Source organism: Streptococcus sp. OH4692_COT-348 (assembly GCF_003859975.1).
Taxonomy (GTDB): domain Bacteria; phylum Bacillota; class Bacilli; order Lactobacillales; family Streptococcaceae; genus Streptococcus.
Genome location: NZ_RQZB01000002.1, coordinates 91,024 through 107,692, shown reverse-complemented (window position 1 = coordinate 107,692; position 16,669 = coordinate 91,024). Strand labels below are relative to the sequence as shown.

At 39.8% G+C, this 16,669-nt stretch carries 14 protein-coding genes, 2 tRNA genes and 2 pseudogenes; all 18 read right to left on the bottom strand.

The window, feature by feature from the left end; translation table 11 throughout:
* Nucleotides 1-2: 2 nt before the first annotated feature.
* Nucleotides 3-1,265: a Fe-S cluster assembly protein SufD gene (sufD, locus tag EII37_RS01410; RefSeq protein WP_077805003.1), complete on the bottom strand. Its 1,263-nt coding sequence runs from the start codon at nt 1,263-1,265 to the stop codon at nt 3-5.
* A gap of 27 nt (nt 1,266-1,292) precedes the next feature.
* Nucleotides 1,293-2,063, bottom strand: coding sequence for a Fe-S cluster assembly ATPase SufC (gene sufC / locus EII37_RS01405; protein WP_124787342.1), 771 nt, complete (start codon nt 2,061-2,063; stop codon nt 1,293-1,295).
* 150 nt (nt 2,064-2,213) lie between these two features.
* Nucleotides 2,214-2,408 carry a DUF3272 domain-containing protein gene (locus EII37_RS01400; RefSeq protein WP_001081602.1) on the bottom strand — a complete coding sequence of 65 codons (195 nt, stop codon included), beginning with the start codon at nt 2,406-2,408 and terminating at the stop codon, nt 2,214-2,216.
* A 27-nt stretch (nt 2,409-2,435) separates the two neighbouring features.
* Nucleotides 2,436-4,091, bottom strand: a complete 1,656-nt coding sequence (dnaX, locus tag EII37_RS01395; RefSeq protein WP_124787341.1) for a DNA polymerase III subunit gamma/tau — start codon at nt 4,089-4,091, stop codon at nt 2,436-2,438.
* Nucleotides 4,091-4,588, bottom strand: coding sequence for a GAF domain-containing protein (locus EII37_RS01390; protein WP_124787340.1), 498 nt, complete (start codon nt 4,586-4,588; stop codon nt 4,091-4,093). Before EII37_RS01390 ends, dnaX begins: the two co-directional genes overlap by 1 nt.
* Before the next feature lie 85 nt (nt 4,589-4,673).
* Nucleotides 4,674-5,876: a 30S ribosomal protein S1 gene (rpsA, locus tag EII37_RS01385; protein ID WP_001001632.1), complete on the bottom strand. Its 1,203-nt coding sequence runs from the start codon at nt 5,874-5,876 to the stop codon at nt 4,674-4,676.
* Between the two features lie 161 nt (nt 5,877-6,037).
* A tRNA-Gln gene (locus tag EII37_RS01380) sits at nt 6,038-6,109 on the bottom strand.
* Nucleotides 6,110-6,118: 9 nt separating this feature from the next.
* Nucleotides 6,119-6,199, bottom strand: a tRNA-Tyr gene (locus tag EII37_RS01375).
* A 49-nt stretch (nt 6,200-6,248) separates the two neighbouring features.
* Nucleotides 6,249-6,479: a DUF2969 domain-containing protein gene (locus EII37_RS01370; protein WP_124787339.1), complete on the bottom strand. Its 231-nt coding sequence runs from the start codon at nt 6,477-6,479 to the stop codon at nt 6,249-6,251.
* 110 nt (nt 6,480-6,589) lie between these two features.
* Nucleotides 6,590-7,612, bottom strand: a complete 1,023-nt coding sequence (locus EII37_RS01365) for a branched-chain amino acid aminotransferase (RefSeq protein WP_124787338.1) — start codon at nt 7,610-7,612, stop codon at nt 6,590-6,592.
* 142 nt (nt 7,613-7,754) lie between these two features.
* The gene (gene parC / locus EII37_RS01360) at nt 7,755-10,226 is read right to left on the bottom strand and encodes a DNA topoisomerase IV subunit A (protein WP_124787337.1); all 2,472 of its coding nucleotides are present in this window, start codon (nt 10,224-10,226) and stop codon (nt 7,755-7,757) included.
* A gap of 367 nt (nt 10,227-10,593) precedes the next feature.
* Nucleotides 10,594-11,153, bottom strand: a pseudogene (locus EII37_RS01355) (GTP pyrophosphokinase).
* A gap of 29 nt (nt 11,154-11,182) precedes the next feature.
* Nucleotides 11,183-12,010, bottom strand: coding sequence for an aminoglycoside 6-adenylyltransferase (locus tag EII37_RS01350; protein WP_064277014.1), 828 nt, complete (start codon nt 12,008-12,010; stop codon nt 11,183-11,185).
* 16 nt (nt 12,011-12,026) lie between these two features.
* Nucleotides 12,027-12,245: pseudogene (locus EII37_RS11295) on the bottom strand (GNAT family N-acetyltransferase); the annotation flags it as partial.
* 66 nt (nt 12,246-12,311) lie between these two features.
* Nucleotides 12,312-12,686, bottom strand: coding sequence for a GNAT family N-acetyltransferase (locus EII37_RS01345; RefSeq protein WP_064277002.1), 375 nt, complete (start codon nt 12,684-12,686; stop codon nt 12,312-12,314).
* Nucleotides 12,687-12,973: 287 nt separating this feature from the next.
* Nucleotides 12,974-14,197: a hypothetical protein gene (locus EII37_RS01340; RefSeq protein ID WP_064277001.1), complete on the bottom strand. Its 1,224-nt coding sequence runs from the start codon at nt 14,195-14,197 to the stop codon at nt 12,974-12,976.
* A gap of 29 nt (nt 14,198-14,226) precedes the next feature.
* Complete coding sequence (locus EII37_RS01335; protein ID WP_064277000.1) at nt 14,227-14,709, bottom strand: hypothetical protein; 483 nt, start codon at nt 14,707-14,709, stop codon at nt 14,227-14,229.
* 3 nt (nt 14,710-14,712) lie between these two features.
* Nucleotides 14,713-16,656, bottom strand: coding sequence for a DNA topoisomerase IV subunit B (gene parE, locus EII37_RS01330; RefSeq protein WP_064276999.1), 1,944 nt, complete (start codon nt 16,654-16,656; stop codon nt 14,713-14,715).
* Nucleotides 16,657-16,669 lie beyond the last annotated feature (13 nt).

Genomic DNA, 16,669 nt, shown 5'->3' with positions numbered 1-16,669 from the left:
CCTTAGCGTTTTGACAATTTTTCTTCGATGGTTGCAATCATTTCATCACGAACTTCCTTGACTGGAATCTCAACGATAACGGAGCCAAGGAAACCACGAACAACCAAGCGTTCTGCAGTTGCCTTATCCAAACCACGGCTCATGAGGTAATACATATCTTCTGGATCTACCTGACCGATAGAAGCCGCGTGTCCTGCAGTTACGTCATTTTCATCAATCAAAAGAATTGGATTGGCATCTGAACGCGCTTGGTCTGAAAGCATGAGAACTCGACTTTCTTGTTGCGCATCTGCTCCCTTGGCACCCTTGATAATGTGGCCAATACCATTGAAAGTTAAAGTTGCTTTTTCAAGAATAACCCCATGTTGGAGGATATTTCCGATTGAGTTGCAACCATAGTTAGTTACTCGGGTATCAATCCCTTGTACCTGACGGCCACTTGAAAGAGCTACGACTTTAAGGTCCGCATGGCTACCGTTACCAATCAAGTCGCTATCAAAGTCAGCAACGACGTTTCCTTCGTTCATGACACCAATCGCCCAGTCAATACTTGCATCATTACCTAATTTACCACGACGGCTAATGTAGGCAGTGACGTTTTCACCTAGACGGTCAATCGCAGCAAACTTCACTTGAGCTCCAGAACGAGCAATCACTTCTACTGTAATATTAGCAGTTGCTTTGGCACTTCCTTCACCGCGTGACTCTAAACGCTCCAGATAACTAATCTTAGAGTTTTTACCAGCGATAATCATAATATGCTTGTTAAACGGCACATCACTATCACTATCTTGGTAGAAAATTCCTTCGATTGGTTCAGCAATTTCCACGTTATCAGGAATATAGAGAACAGCACCACTATTGAAATAAGCTGTATGGTAGGCTGCTAATTTATCATCATCGTACTTGACAGATGACATGAAGAATTCTTCGATCAACTCTGGAATTTCTTCTAAAGCTGAGTGGAAGTCTGTAAAGACGACACCCTGTTCAGCCAACTCAACTGGAATTTGCTCAAAAACAGTCTGAGTCCCTACTTGCACCAACTTCAAGTGGTTATCTAGTGCAGTGAAATCTGGAACATTTGCTGATGGCTCACTTTCTGTAATCGTTCCATCACCCAGATTCCAACGGTGGAATTTGACACGCTCAATAACTGGTAATTCCAAAGTCTCAATCTTGTCAAAAGCTTTTTGACGGAGATCAGCCAACCAGCTTGGTTCAGCGTGCATTTCTGAAAAAAGTTTAATATTTTCTTTAGTCATTTACTTCTCCTAAAAGATACGAGGGAATTACAATTCTTCTTTGTAGTCGTAGCCAAGTTCTTCAGCTAGTTTTGCGTATCCTTCACGTTCCAAACGCGCAGCCAATTCTGGACCACCAGAAAGGACAACACGACCTTCCATCATCACGTGTACCACATCAGGTGTGATGTAGTTCAAAAGACGTTGATAGTGAGTGATAATCATAGCACCAAAGCCTTCACCACGCATGGCATTCACACCTTTAGAAACAACTTTAAGAGCGTCAATATCTAGACCAGAGTCAATCTCGTCCAAAAGGGCAAATGTTGGCTCCAACATCAAAAGTTGAAGAATCTCATTACGTTTTTTCTCACCACCAGAGAAACCTTCGTTGAGGTAACGCTCAGCCATTTCTTCTTTCATGTTGAGCAATTCCATCTTCTCATCCAATTTAGTGATAAACTCACGAACTGAAATCTTCTCTTCGTCTTCTTTACCAGCATTCATGGCTGCACGAAGAAACTCAGCATTGGTAATTCCAGGAATTTCTGATGGGTATTGCATAGCAAGGAAAAGTCCCATACGCGCTCTCTCGTCCACTTCTAACTCAAGAATGTTTACGCCATCAAACAAGACTTCACCTTTGGTAACTTCATAGTTTGGATTTCCCATGATAGCGGCAGAAAGAGTAGATTTACCAGTACCATTTGGTCCCATGATAGCGGCGATTTCTCCTGTTTTCAGGGTCAAGTTAACCCCTTTTAAAATTTCTTTTCCTTCAATCTCAACGTGAAGATCTTTGATCTCTAATACTGACATGATAGTTCCTTTCTTTTTCAAGGCCTTTACAGTTCTTACTGGAAACATACTTGATTTCCCTAGAAAATACGGTAAAAGGTCAATAAATATACTTTTATAGTATAACAAAAAAAAGCCTAAAAGGCTTTGATTTTGTCTAGAAGCTGAGGACTAGTCTTTTCCTTTTAAATGCTGGTCAATGACATCTACAATCTTGCCCATCAAGTAACTAACTCGGAAATTTCTAAAGAGCAAAATGGCCCAAAAGGCTGCCATAATATAGCGACCAGTCATCCAAGCTTCATTGAAAAAATAGGTCTCAGCAGCTGTAAACAGCGCTATGATAATAAATTGTTGTCTATTCATAAACTTATTGTATCATGAAATCTTTCTTTAGTCTTCCTCTACCTTCATTTTATCAGCCAAAAATTCAAATCCTTCTGGAATCAGGCTTTCTTCTGCTTCTTTTTCAGTTTGGGAAGATTTGGCTTTGGCTGAAAAGGCTGCGCGAACTTCTTTCCATTCCTCCATGGAAATGGCTAAAATCTCAGGTGAAAAACCTGCTGCCTGACTGAGGATATTGCCAAACATGGTGTTGAGATTGTCTCGTTTCATGGTTTGACCAGCATTGAAGTTAGACTCAAAAGCAAGAATAGCATGGTGTTCATTGGCCGCAACTGGTTGAGAACCAACTAGCAAAGCCTTATCAGGCCCACCTAGACTTTCAATCACCTCTCCCCAGGCATTCTGTAAGCGAATCAGATTTTGACGTGCTAAATCAGGATTTTCGACGGCCTCTTGTAGGATAGATTGAACTTTATTACGATCCACACGATAGACTGTTTTGCCTGCTGTTGGACGACTAGGAGCTGGATTTGTTGGCTTAGCTACAGTTCCCACATTTGCGAGTTCTTGTTTGAGACGCGCAACTTCCTGTCTCAATGCAGTAATTTCATGTTCAACTACCCCAGAAAAAGCTGGTTCAGGCTTAATCTCCGCCAAACGGATGGTCATCATCTCAGCATAAATCTTGGGCTGCAAACTAGACTTAATATCTGCTAAACTGACTGTCGCCAAGCGAATCATTTCAAACAGATTTTCCTGAGGAAGAGCTAAATTCTCCACAAAGACTGGACTATGATGAGTGTTTTCTCCCCCTGTTTGAACAATTAACAAATCTCTTAAATAGTGCAAAAGATCGGTCACAAAACGAGTCATGCTCTTACCATTGTCAAAAAGAAGATTTAAACAAGCTAATGCTTTGGGAACATCCTGTTGAGACAAGGCGGCCACATAATCATCCAAGGCTGATAGACTAATTGTGCCAGTAATTTCTTCAGAGATGGTAGTCGTCAGCTCGTTTCCCTGTGTCAAACTCAGGGCTTGATCCAAAATAGACAAGGCATCTCGCATTCCACCTTCAGCCCGTCTGGCAATGATTTCCACAGCCTCTGGTTCAGAACTGATATTTTCTTTTTCTAAGATATAGCGGATATGTTCCTTAATATCCTGTGTCTTAATTGATTTAAATTCAAAACGTTGCACACGGGATAGAATAGTGGCAGGAATCTTGTGCAATTCAGTAGTTGCCAAAATAAAGACCACATTCTGTGTTGGCTCTTCCAGCGTCTTTAGGAGGGCATTAAAAGCTCCTGTAGACAGCATGTGAACCTCATCTATGATGTAAACCTTATAACGGGCAAGACTAGGAGCGTAGGTAGATTTATCACGAATTTCGCGAATTTCATCCACCCCATTATTAGAGGCCGCATCCATTTCAATGACATCTTCTAAACTACCATCTGTCACTGCTTGACAAATATAGCAGTTATTACAAGGTTCACCACCCACTTGATTTGGACAGTTCATAGCTTTGGCAAAAATCTTGGCTACACTGGTTTTTCCCGTTCCACGTGGACCAGAAAAAAGATAGGCATGACTTATTTTCTCTTGCTCCACTGCTTGTTTAAGAGTCTTAGCCACAACTTCCTGTCCAACCAACTGGGAGAAGTTTTGACTTCTATATTTTCGATAAAGTGCTTGATACATTAGGCTTTCTCCCCAAACATTGTAAAGTCCCATTCTGTCTTTTCAAGCAAAATAGCGACAAATTGTTCCAAATAATCTCGATCCATAGCATCATAATCATCAATCTCTGAAGAATCAAGATCTAGAACTCCAAGTAATTGACCATTCTTAACCATCGGAATAACAATTTCACTTTTAGCTCGACTATCACAAGAAATATAGTTGGGATAAGTCGTTACATCTCCAACAACAACGGTTTCCTGAAAATGAGCTGCCTCACCACAAACACCCTTGCCTAGCGCAATACGGATGCAGGAAACACCGCCTTGGAAAGGACCTAAAACCAATTCCTTTCCATCGAACAGATAAAAGCCTGCAAATACGGTATTAGGAAAGCGTGATTTTAAAAGAGCACTTGCGTTGGAAAGATTAGCCAAAACATTGGTTTCACCATCCAATAAAAAAGTGAGCTCCTCATTTAACATTTGATAACGTGATTGTTTTTCTGATTCTAACATAGAACTATTATATCAAAAAAGACTTACAGACAAAAGAAAAATCCCTTGTTAAGTAAACAAAGGATTTTGTGAATTTTCAATTTGATTAAAGTTCAATATCACCGAACAAGTCAGCCATTGAGAATCCTGTTTGTGTTTCTGGAAGTTCGAAATCACGTTTTTCTTGACGTTTTGGACGACGTGGACGTGGAGCACGTTTTTCTTCTTTTTGTCCTTCTTCTTGAGCTGGACGCTCTTCAAGAGCTTTGATAGAAAGTGATACGCGCTCTGCATCTGCGTTAACTTCAAGAACTTTAACTTGAACTTCTTGACCAACTTTAAGAGCTTCTTTTGGATTTTCAATACGTTTGTGTGAAATTTGTGATACGTGAACAAGTCCATCGATACCTGGCAATACTTCAACAAATGCACCGAAATCAGTCAAACGTTTAACTGTTCCTTCTACTACATCACCTTTAGCCAATTTTTGCTCAACGCCATCCCATGGTCCAGGTGTTGTTGCTTTAAGTGAAAGTGATACACGTCCTTCTTCTTCGTTAAGATCAAGAATTTTCACTTCAATTTCTTCACCAACAGTTACAACTGATTTTGGTGAAACGTTACGTTCGTGTGACAATTCAGTCAAGTGAACCAATCCGTCAACACCACCAAGATCGATGAAAGCACCGAAGCTTGTAATACGAGCAACTTTACCAGTTACTACATCACCAACAGCCAATTTACCGAATACTTCAGCGCGAGCTGCTGCTGTAGCTGCTTCAACAACTTCACGACGTGAAAGGATGAAGCGGTTTTCTTTAGCGTCAACTTCTTTGATTTTAGCGTCAAATTCTTGACCTACAAAACGCTCAGTGTTACGTACGAAACGAGTATCCAACATTGAAGCTGGGATAAATCCACGAACACCTTCAAATTCTACTGAAAGTCCACCTTTAACGGCACGAGTTCCTTTAACAGTAACAACTTCTTCTTCGCGACCAACAAGTTTGTCCCATGCTTTGCGAGCTTCAAGGCGTTTTTTAGATACAAGGTATGTAACTGTATCAGTATCTTTACCAACTACTTGACGAAGTACAAGAACATCCAATACTTCTCCTACTTTAACAAAGTCATTGATATCTGCATCGCGATCGTTTGTCAATTCGCGAAGAGTCAAGACACCTTCAACACCAGTTCCAGAGATTGCAACGTTAGCTTGAGTCGCATCAACTGTCAATACTTCAGCACTAACAACATCACCAGTCTCAACTTGGCTAACGCTATTTAGCAAATCTTCAAATTCGTTCATCTAAAAAATCCTCCAACAATCAAGTTTTTCTTAAACTTGACATACTTATAATTTTTTTCCTAAGCACCCGCAAGGACATGTTTATATCGTTCACGTCTTTCAATTATAAAAATAAAATACCCTAAGATATTTTGCTTTTTATCTTGATCATTACCTAAGAACTGGGGTAGCTGGATTCGAACCAACGCATGAGGGAGTCAAAGTCCCTTGCCTTACCGCTTGGCTATACCCCATTGATAAAATGGAGAGAGAGGGATTCGAACCCCCGAACCCGAAGGAGCGGATTTACAGTCCGCCGCGTTTAGCCTCTTCGCTATCTCTCCTACAATCAACATGGACTATTATATCATGAAAATTTCAAAAAAACAAGACTTATTTTGATAAATTATAATTTTCAATCAAAATTTCCACAGCTTTTTCCAATTTTTTATAAAAACTATCGACATTCCCATTCTTTATAATAGCAAACTGTCCATCTAATTCGGCAATTTCTCCGATAACTTTTTTACCAATGGTCAAGGTATAACCTTCAAAACTGTCTTTTCCTACACTAACTTTGGCATCTGCCACTTGAATTTCGATTTTCTTATCTTTCTTACTCATTTCACACCTCTCTTCACTTTTTCTATTTTACAAGAAAATCCTAAAACTAGCAAGAAAAAACTCCATATCAGTGAGTGCAACTAATTTGGAGTTTTTTGTGTTTGATAAATTTAGTCAACTTTTACAATCCAACCTTCTGGCGCTTCAATATCGCCGAACTGAATACCAGTCAATTCATCATATAATTTACGAGTCACAGGTCCTACTTCTGTTTCACTATAGAATACATGGAAATCATCACCGTGTTGAATACCTCCAATTGGAGAAATAACCGCTGCTGTACCACAGGCACCTGCCTCTACAAAACGGTCAAGGTTATCAATTGGGACATCTCCCTCAATAGGAGTTAAGCCCAAGCGATGTTCTGCCAAATAAAGCAAAGAATACTTGGTAATAGATGGCAAGATAGATGGACTCAATGGTGTTACAAATTCATTATCAGCTGTAATTCCAAAGAAGTTAGCTGATCCGACTTCTTCAATCTTTGTATGAGTTGATGGGTCTAGATAGATAACATCTGAGAAATGACGTGACTTGGCCAATTTCCCTGGCAAGAGACTGGCAGCATAGTTTCCACCAACCTTAGCCGCACCTGTACCATTTGGAGCCGCACGATCGTACTCATCTTGAATCAAGAAGTTGGTTGGAACCAAACCACCTTTAAAGTAATTTCCAACTGGCATAGCAAAGATGGTGAAAATGTACTCTTCTGCCGGTTTTACCCCAATAATATCTCCTACCCCAATCAAAAGAGGGCGAAGATATAAGGTTCCACCTGTTCCGTATGGAGGTACATATTCTTCATTCGCACGAACAACTGCCTTACAAGCTTCTACAAACATTTCTGTCGGAACTTGTGGCATCAAGAGACGGTCACATGTCCGTTGCAGACGTTTAGCATTTTCATCAGGACGGAAAAGTTGAATACTTCCATCCTTAGTACGATAAGCTTTCAAACCTTCAAAGGCTTGTTGTCCATAGTGAAGACTTGGAGAAGACTCTGAAATATGCAAGGTTGCATCCTCTGTAAGCTCTCCTTGATCCCATTGTCCATTTTTAAAACGAGCAATATAGCGATAAGGTAATTTCATATAGGAAAAACCAAGGTTTTCCCAATCAATCGTTACTGTCATATTCCACTCCTTATTCTAAAAACCTATTTCTTTTATTCTACTATTCTACACTTTTTTTCTAAAATAGCAAGTATATTTTGTAATTTTCAGAAAATTTCTTCAATAAAAAGAACCAGCTCTGAAAACTGATTCTTCATTTCACTTATTTAGCTTCAGTAAATACTTCTTTAAGATACGCGTCAAAAACTTCTTCATCTGAAATCGTGTCAGAAATGAAGGTTCCGTTACTAGTCCGTTCTGATAGGTTCAAATCTTGCAATCGGCTCTCATAGATTGTTCCTTTGTTGGATTGGACCAGCAGAGTTTGGTCGTTCCTGTCCGCTTCTGTACTAAAGAGGTCACCAACGAAGCCTTGTTCTGCAACTGCTCCTGCTAAGAAGACACGATGCGGTTTATTTTTTAGCTCACGCAAGACTTGTAGTCCGCGTTTAGCACGGCTGGTTGCTGGAATTTCATCAATAGAAACACGTTTCAAGCTTCCACGTTGAGTCAAAAGGTAGAAGGACGAGGTGTTACAGATAAAGGCGGATTGGAGAATATCATCTTCTTTCAAATTCATAGCCTTAACACCTGCTGCCTTGGCACCGACAACCGGAACCTCTTCGATATTGAAACGCAGGGCATAACCATTTTGGCTAATCAAGACAACATCATCCAGTTTAATCGGAGCTACTGCCACAATCTGGTCTGTATCATCTTTGAGCTTAGCATACTTGACAGACTTAGACTTGTAGGTTCGCCATGGAGAGAATTCTTTGCGTTCTACGCGTTTGATTTGACCAAGACGAGTAGCTGCAAAATAAGTTGTCGCATCATCAAACTGATCTACTACTTCAACATAAAGGATTTCTTCGTTAGTTTCAAAGTTTGTAATGGTCTGGCTCAGATGCTCTCCGATGTCCTTCCAGCGAATATCTGCTAATTCATGAATTGGTCGATAGATGACATTTCCAAGACTTGTGAACATCAAAAGATGCTGGGTTGTCTTGACAGCTTGTACAAAGATCAAACGGTCATCATCACGCTTGCCAATTTCTTCCAAGGTGGAGGCTGCGAAGGAACGGGGACTGGTACGCTTGATGTAACCTGCCTTGGTCACGCTGACGTAGGTATCTTCCTCTGCAATCAGACTAGCTGTATCAATCTCAATTGCTTTCGCAGTGTCTTCTAGAGAACTCAAACGCGGAGTGACAAATTTCTTCTTAACCTCACGAAGTTCTTTCTTCATGAGATTGTACATAGTCCGCTCATCACCGATAATAGCCGCAAGCATGGCAATCTTCTCACGAAGTTCTGCTTCTTCTTTCTGTAAGACAACCACATCGGTATTGGTCAAACGATACAGTTGCAAGGTTACGATAGCCTCAGCCTGTTCTTCCGTAAAATCATAGCTGACCTTAAGGTTTTCCTTAGCGTCAGCCTTGTTCTCAGAAGCACGGATAAGGGCAATGACTTCGTCCAAAATCGAAATCACGCGAATCAAACCTTCGACGATATGAAGACGTTTTTCAGCCTTGTCCTTATCAAAGCTGGAACGTGCCAAAATCACTTCTCGACGGTGGGCAATGTAGCTAGATAGGATTGGAACAATCCCAACCTGACGAGGCGTGAAATTGTCAATCGCCACCATATTAAAGTTGTAGTTGATTTGTAGATCTGTGTATTTGAAGAGATAGTTAAGAACCAGCTCCGTATTAGCGTCTTTCTTAAGTTCAATAGCGATACGAAGACCGTCACGGTCAGATTCGTCCCGAACCTCAGCAATACCTGCCACCTTGTTATTGACACGGACATCATCAATTTTCTTGACTAGATTGGCCTTGTTGATTTCATAAGGAATCTCAGTGATAACGATTTGTTCCTTACCACCTTTTAGCTTTTCAATCTCCGTCTTGGAACGAACAACCACGCGCCCTTTCCCAGTTTCGTAGGCTTTCTTAATTTCATCACGACCCTGAATAATTCCTCCTGTCGGGAAGTCTGGTCCAGGTAGGAATTCCATGAGTTTATCAACCTTTGCAGTTGGGTGGTCAATCATATAAACCGCCGCATCGATGACCTCAGCTAAATTATGTGGTGGAATGTCTGTAGCATATCCAGCCGAAATCCCAGTCGAACCATTGACTAAGAGGTTTGGAAAGGCTGATGGTAAGACAGTTGGCTCTTTCTCCGTATCGTCAAAGTTCCAAGCAAAAGGAACTGTCTTCTTCTCGATATCCTGAAGAAGGTAGCCAGCAATCTCAGACAAACGCGCCTCGGTATAACGCATAGCCGCAGGCGGATCTCCGTCCATAGAACCGTTATTACCGTGCATTTCAACTAGAATCTCACGATTTTTCCAGTCCTGTGACATACGAACCATGGCATCATAGATAGAACTATCACCGTGTGGGTGGAAATTCCCCATGATGTTACCGACAGACTTGGCCGACTTACGGTAGCTCTTGTCAAAGGTATTGCCATCCTTATTCATCGAATAAAGAATCCGACGTTGCACCGGCTTCAAGCCATCACGAATATCTGGCAAAGCCCGGTCTTGAATAATGTACTTGGAGTAGCGACCAAAGCGCTCTCCCATGATGTCCTCCAGGGACATATTTTGAATGTTAGACATAGGATACTAAGCCCGTAAAATGCAAAGTGAAAATAGGAAATTCTTAAAGCGAGCGATGCTCGTAAGAGAATTTATCTTTTTCACACAGCATTTAGGGCGTGTTCAACTCCTTTCAAAGAATGTAGAGTGTGTGTAATGATAAAAGGATATAGAAAGAATTAGTCCCGTGTTCAGTTACGATAAGTAACCAAACTATCCTTTCTGTAGTTTAATATGTTCTTCAGTGAGTAATAAGGAATTTTCACACAGCATTTAGGGCGTGTTCAACTCCTTTCGAAGAATGGAGAGTAAATATTATGGAATAAGAAAAAATATAGAGTAAGTGAGTTTCACCCAATTCCTGTATAGTCATTTCCACTTGAAGTGTCTACTTCACAAATCCTCGTTTATACTTGATATGACTGCGATATTGCTATCTACATCTTTCCTATCCCAAAGTTGGAGTTCCCATGGGTAATAAAAATTACTTTTATTTTTAAAATAAATATGAATACCGACATAGCCATCTTTATCACGTAAATACCAGTTTTTTAGTCCGTAATTCTCTTGCCAATCATCTAATTTCTCCATGACTTGCGCTATTTCTTTGGAACTTAAAATCATACGAGCACCAAAAATATCATTAAGAATGGAATTCACAGGATAGCCCTCTTGACGCTCTGAAAAACGTGTAATTTTATCTAAAATAGACTCAGAAGTCTTGACACGATAAACATAGGCAATATCTTGGACATCTGCCTTCATCAGATAGTCATTAATCGACTCATGTAAATTCAGACGGTAGGACAAAATCGCTTTCGTCGGAACTTTTGAAAAGGTATGCTTGAGATTGATTTTTTTCACCTTACCCGTTTCAAAATAATCTTTAGAATATTCTCGATGAATACGATTAATCTCTGTAATGAGGCGTTCCACTTTTTCAATCATGAGTCTCCTCCTCTCGCTTTTTCATTTTTCTAGCTATTCCCAAACTTCTTCACTCTCTCCTCAGCATACTCAATCATCTTCTCAGCTACCTCCATATCATAGTCAAATCCCATCTTTTGAGCAAGGGACTGAGCCTCTTGGTGGAAAAAATTCATCGTAGCAAACAAAGACTGAGTGATTTTCTCTTTACTTGAAAAATCAAGCAGATTTGAGAATTCCTTTTCTTTCTCATCAGGTAAAGAGGTAAAGAGGTACTTGTAATTCTTTCCTATGTCGACTGCTCCCCTATCGCTTGCGACCTGCCAAGCTAAGACCTTCAAGAGTTCTTGCTGACAAATACCATAGAGATGGTCAGTGGCATAGATGACTTGCTGACGACAGATTCCTTTGACCACGTAGGCCGACACCCACCAAAATTCATTGCAGGAATTTTTAAAATCTGTCTCACTAGCTGGACTCATCCAGAAACGCTCTAGATTTTGTGAATAGGGTTCAAATAAATGTTCTGGGTCTTCCAAAACAGTGAATCCTGCCTCACTATCCACCCACTCTTGAATGTGTTCTTTAGGGCAGAGAGTTAAATCAATACGGTTGCCGTCTTCAAAGAGCATGAGATAAAGACGACGATGGTCAAGAGTAACCTCTTGCTCAATAATTCGTTTCCCAAACTGGTCTAGCCAAGAAAGGTCTGAAATTAGGTTTTCAAGATTATCAACAAGATAAACAACATCATAGTCTTGAAATTCATCTTTCGGAGCATGATCATTTGTTCTAGAACCCGATAAAGCAACAGCATCGACTTTTAAACTTTCAGCCATTTGTAAAATCAGATTCATCATTTCTGTTTCAGTTCTCATGGGAATACCTGCCTTTTTAGTGGAAACTCTTGATTCTGTAGAGGACATATCTATAAAGCGGACTGTCTGCTGGAACTTTTTCATTCTCAAATTCTTTGACAAATTCCATGCTCAGTTTTTGCATGACTTTTTGCGAAAGTTGATTGAGTAAGGATGTAAAAGAGTAAACTTATGACAAGCTAGCTTGCTGAAAAACAAAGTCTAGACAGGCTTGGGCAGCCTCCGTCGCATAACCATCTTGGCTAGTTCAAGCGAATCTGTCAGACCCAGTTTGTTGTCAAGAGTCATTGGCTGTCTCCTTTCATTCAGATTTTCTAAATCCTGTGCCAACAGGCTTAAAACTTATTGCCCGATAAAATCCATCTGCTTCAGATATTAATTCAATCCGTGTCAAAGGATATTTTTTGTGGATCTCCTCAATCAGCTGCTGTCCCAGTCCTTTTCTGCGGTGGGATTTATCAATAATTATTTCAGCTAAAAAGGTCGTCAGCACTTCATCCGTCAGATAACAGGCAAAGCCAAGGATTTTCTGGTCCTCTTCAAGCACCAAGTAATGAGACAGATTTGTTGAAAATAGAGATCTCACTTTTTCCTCTGTAAAAGAAAGCCATTTTTCACTTTGATAAAGGCTATAAATAGCTTGACAATCTTTTCTGCTTGCAGGTCTGATAATCATCTTCTATTCCTCCAATCTATAATCTCCTAAATTTTTTTTATTTTAACTTTAATTCCTTTTTTACCTTCCTGATTTTCTGAAAAGTTTTTTTGCTTTAAAACTGCTCGCAAGAAAAATAAACGTTCGTCTTTTACTCAAAAAACACTCGCCGGATTTTCTGCCAAACAGAATTTGCTCTAAAGCACTCCGTCAGAAAAACTGGCGACTTCACTTTATCCCTAGTAAGCTTGTCAGAAATTCAAATGATAGGTTAGTTTATATTATAGTGATTTCGACAAAATGAAAATCTAAATAAGTTTTAGAGCATCTTCTAAAGTTTTTGCCCCCTTTTCAAATTGTATCCTTTTTTCTCTTATTTCTTGGTCAGAAAAATAAATTCCTTTGTATTCCGAACGTCTAACAACAGGATAGAAATAATTCTTATTCCTTGAGCGATTGATTAATTTTTTATTTTTCAAATAATCAAAAATTACTTGTTGCTGACTTTCTGAAAACATAAATATTTCATCTTTTGAAATATCATCTGGTAATTGTTCAATATCTAAGGCGTTTGTATCTACACCCAGAAATTTTTGAGCTCTTCCTATATGACTAAAAATAGCATTTTTTTCTTGACCAAGTACGAGGTAAAATATTCTTTCTCCCTCATCGTTTTTTACTATATCTGAATTATCTTTAAAGATATTTTCAAAACAATCTTTATAAACTTCTTTGTATCCTTCAAGATAAAATTTACGATAGCTAACATATCCCTCGTAATCTGAAGGTAATTTAGACAAATTAAAATCTACATCAAAATTTGGTATAAAGACATGAATTTCCTCCAAATCATTTTCCAAAGAAGGAATTCTCTTGCGGATAATGGGTTTTAAAAATATTTCTGTTCCAATAGGGTATTTAGAGTCTTTGCTATAAAAAACAGCTTTTACTTCATAAAAAATTTCTTCAATATCAGCATTAAAATAGTCAGTGACTAAATTTTCATAATAAGCCTGACTTCTTCTATTGACGAACGAACTAGATTCTTTATTCGCAACACTAAATTGTAGAAATATGTTCTTCTCTTTGCTATTTATAATATCTTTGGCACTACTATATTTATCATTGCATGAATAATCAGAAATAAAACTATAAAATTGTTTACCTAGAATATGCCCCGAGTGAAAAAAATATTGTCCATCTAACTTCTTAGGATTATACTGCCCTTCTAATATATTAGGAGAGCTTAGCTTAGAAACATTTTTATTTTTTTGTGATTTGAGTACGCAAGACCAGCCTCTTCTAAAGAATTTAAATTTTTCTCCTTTAACACTCGATATATCGCTCACATCATTTTTTACTATTTTAAAGTAACATCCCGATTCACAAAATTCTAACCTAATAGAATGTGGTTCTCTATCAATAGAAGCCAATCTAGACAATCTCTCATTTAATCCACTATTTTCTAATAAATAGACCAATTCGTCTTTATCTTTCAATCCAATCCTAGTCAGAACATCTGATTCTTTCATAATAATTCCCCTTTTCACAGTGCAAAACTCTAATTTTGAATGTATTTCAAAATTATATTGTAATTTTTGTTATTTTTTTCTTTTAAATGACTGCTACGAGAATTATTTATTTCTTGCTCAGGATATGAAATCGGAGGGGCATTATATTTAAATAATTTATGAAACTCATCCTCTTCGCCAACATACACCGGAATATCATAAAAGAGTTCTCCTTCATTATCTTGATACTGATCTCCGGTAATATCAACAATTATATCTTTATAGGCAACTAACCAAGCATGAGAATCCCCTTCCCATCCAGAACCATATTCTCCAGAAACATATAATGATTCAATTCCTTGTTCATATAAAAACCTCTGAAGGTAGTCACTTACAAAAGTGCAACATCCCTTAGGAAAATTCACTAGGTTATAATCAATAATCTCTTTTGTCTGAATTGCTTTTTCAATAGCTTTTCTATATCTCATAGCTATTTCTTTCAATTCATTTATCATAATTTGTTTATTTTGCATCGTTCAAAACGCACCACTCTCTTCCAGCGTAAACTTGACATTGTCTTCGATCCACTTACGACGTGGTTCTACTTTATCTCCCATGAGGACATTGACACGACGTTCTGCGCGTGCTAAGTCTTCAATCGTGACACGAATGAGAGTTCGAGTTTCTGGATTCATGGTTGTCTCCCAGAGTTGGTCCGCATTCATCTCACCAAGCCCCTTGTAGCGTTGGAGGGTAGCTCCTTTGCCAAACTGCTTACGGAGTTCTTCCAGTTCTCCGTCTGTCCAAGCATAAGCCACTTCTTCTTTCTTGCCTTTACCTTTTGACATCTTGTAAAGAGGCGGAAGGGCAATATAGACATGTCCAGCTTCGACTAGCGGACGCATGTAACGGTAAAAGAAGGTCAAGAGAAGAGTTTGGATGTGGGCACCATCAGTATCCGCATCGGTCATGATAATGATTTTGTCATAGTTAGCATCTTCAAGGGAGAAATCTGCCCCAACGCCAGCACCGATGGTATAAATCATGGTGTTGATTTCTTCATTTTTGAGAATATCTGCCATCTTGGCCTTGGCTGTATTGATGACCTTACCACGAAGGGGCAAGATTGCCTGGAACTTGCGGTCACGGCCTTGTTTGGCAGAACCACCGGCAGAGTCCCCCTCGACTAGATAGAGCTCGTTCTTAGCTGGATTCTTAGACTGGGCTGGGGTCAATTTCCCAGACAGCAATCCCTTGTCTTTCTTGTTCTTTTTACCATTTCGGCTTTCATCACGCGCCTTGCGAGCTGCCTCGCGCGCATCACGGGCCTTGATAGCCTTGCGAATAAGGTTAGAAGCTAGTTCCCCATTTTCCATGAGGAAGAAGGTCAACTTATCCGCCACAATCCCATCCACAACAGGACGGGCTAGAGGGCTTCCTAGCTTATCCTTGGTCTGACCCTCAAACTGCAAATGTTCCTCAGGGACTAGAATAGAGAGGACAGCCGCTAGCCCCTCACGATAGTCTGACCCTTCAAGGTTTTTATCTTTTTCCTTGAGAAGCCCCGTCTTACGCGCGTAGTCGTTCATAACCTTGGTAATGGCAGACTTGAGCCCAGTCTCGTGCGTTCCACCGTCCTTGGTGCGAACGTTATTGACAAAGGACAAGATATTATCTGAAAAACCATCGTTGTACTGGAGGGCTACTTCCACTTGGAAACCATTGTCTTCCCCTTCAAAGTAAAGGACTGGCGTCAAGGTTTCCTTGTCTTCGTTCAGATAAGAAACAAAGTCTTGTACCCCATTCTCATAGTGGAATTCAATCGCTTCATCTGTTCGTTTGTCCGTCAGAGATAAGGTCACATTTTTTAAGAGAAAAGCTGATTCATTGAGGCGCTCTGAAATGGTATTGTACTTGAAGTCTATTGTAGAAAAGATGGTCGCATCAGGCATAAATGTAACCTTGGTACCTGTTTTAGACTTGGGCGCTGTACCGATTTTCTTCAGAGTCGTGACAGGTTTTCCACCATTTTCAAAACGTTGCTTGTAAACTGCACCATCACGGGTGATTTCAACTTCTAGCCAGCTAGAAAGAGCGTTAACAACGGAAGAACCCACTCCGTGGAGACCACCAGATGTCTTGTAGCCACCCTGACCGAATTTCCCTCCGGCGTGTAGAATGGTAAAGATAACCTCAACAGTTGGAATTCCCATAGCGTGCATCCCCGTCGGCATCCCACGACCATGGTCTTGCACAGTCAAACTGCCATCTTTATTGATAGTCACATCAATACGGTCACCAAATCCAGACAAGGCTTCATCGACTGCATTGTCGACAATTTCCCAGACTAGATGGTGGAGACCAGCACCATCGGTCGATCCGATATACATCCCCGGACGTTTACGGACCGCATCCAACCCTTCTAGCACCTGAATGGCGTCATCATTATAATTGTTAATATTGATTTCCTTTTTTGACACAAGGAACCTCCTA